This is a genomic window from Candidatus Hydrogenedentota bacterium, assembly GCA_018005585.1.
GTDB lineage: Bacteria > Hydrogenedentota > Hydrogenedentia > Hydrogenedentales > JAGMZX01 > JAGMZX01.
Genome location: JAGMZX010000264.1, coordinates 2390 through 3987, shown reverse-complemented (window position 1 = coordinate 3987; position 1598 = coordinate 2390). Strand labels below are relative to the sequence as shown.

2 protein-coding genes are annotated in these 1598 nt (G+C 65.9%); both read right to left on the bottom strand.

What is annotated here, in order from left to right:
- A partial coding sequence (locus KA184_23480; GenBank protein MBP8132552.1) for an SUMF1/EgtB/PvdO family nonheme iron enzyme occupies nt 1-611 on the bottom strand: 611 nt, incomplete at its 3' end.
- A gap of 12 nt (nt 612-623) precedes the next feature.
- Nucleotides 624-1598: AAA family ATPase (locus KA184_23475; protein ID MBP8132551.1), on the bottom strand; the 975-nt coding region annotated here is incomplete at its 5' end.

Sequence of the window (1598 nt, the reverse complement as noted above, 5' to 3'; positions counted from 1 at the left end):
CAGTCCGCGCACCATTCCCACACGTTCCCCGACATCTGGTAGCAGCCCCACGGGCTGCACCCCTCCGCATACGACCACACGCCGCACGTCGTCTCGCTGCCCTTGTTCGTATGATTGCGGCACTTGTTGGCATGCCATTTGTTGCCCCACGGGTATTCGCGCCCGTCCACGCCGCGCGCGCCCTTCTCCCATTCCAACTCCGATGGCAGACGCAGGCCCGCCCATTCGCAGTATGCGTGCGCATCCTCCCAGCTCACGCATACGACGGGGTGGTGCGCCTTTTCTGTCGGACATTCCTTCCCCTTCCACACCGGCGTGCCGTAGTTCGCTTTATCCGGCGGCCGGTGGCCCGTCGCATCCACAAACCGCTTGTACTGCGCGTTCGTCACCGGGTGCAGCGCCAGATAGTATGCAGACAAGCAAACCTTGAAAGGCCCGCCGCCTTCATTATCATGCTTGCTGCCACCCGCCAAGAACTCGCCCTCGGGGACCAGCACCAGCAGCGTGCCGTCCTTCTCGTTCCCGACAATGACATCCAACGGCCCGGCAATTTGGTTCTGTTCCCCGCCGTGCGCGGAGGCGCTCCGACCAATTGTCCGCTCGTCTTCCATGTTCCCCCTTGGTCAACCCGCCAGTTTCGCGTTCGTCTCGGCCCAGCGGGTCAGCGCCGCGATTTCCGTGGCGCGCGACTGCGAGAGGGGATACGTCTCTCGGAGCGCCGTCATGACATCGCCCGTTTCGAGGTCGCGGCCTTTTTCGAAGGCGCCGAACAGGCCGGAGATAACCGCCTGCTCGATTTCCGCGCCGGAATAGTCCTTGCTCGCTTCCACAAGCGCGGCGAGGTCAAACTTCGCGGGGTCGCGGCGCCGTTTTGCCAGATGGATGCGCAGTATCGCGTCCCGTTCCGGTTCGCCGGGAAGCCCGACGAAAAAGATGTCGTCAAACCGGCCCTGGCGCAGAAACTCCGGCGGTATGCCGGAAAGGTCGTTCGCCGTGGCCACCACGAACACCGGGCTGCGCTTGTCCTGCAGCCAGGACAGAAACATGCCGAACACGCGCGCCGCCACGCCGCCGCCGCCCTGGCCCTGCATACCCGCGAAACCTTTCTCGACCTCGTCTATCCAAAGGATGCAAGGGCTGACGGCCTCGGCGGTCTGAATCGCACGGCGCAAGTTGGCCTCGGAATTGCCGACATAGGGCCCAAAGACCCGGCCCACGTCCAAGCGCAGCAGCGGCACGCCCCATGTGCCGGCCAGAGCGCGCGCGGTCAGGCTCTTGCCGCAGCCCGGCACGCCCACGAGCAGCACGCCCTTGGGCTGGGGCAGCCCTGCATAACGGGCAAGCCCCGCCAGCACAGGCAGGCGCGCCTGGAACCAGTCGAGCAGCCGTCGCAGGCCGCCAACGTCCTTGAACGAGTCCGACGCGTGGTAATACTCGAGTATCCCCGACTTGCGGATCACCTGCGTCTTCTCCTCGACGACGCGCCGCTCGACGCCCGCGACCAGGCCCCCGCATTGCAGCACGGCGCAGCGCAGCGCGCGTTCCGCTTCCTTCAGGGTCAGCCCGCCGACCGCGCGGACAAGGGCCGAGCGTTCGTC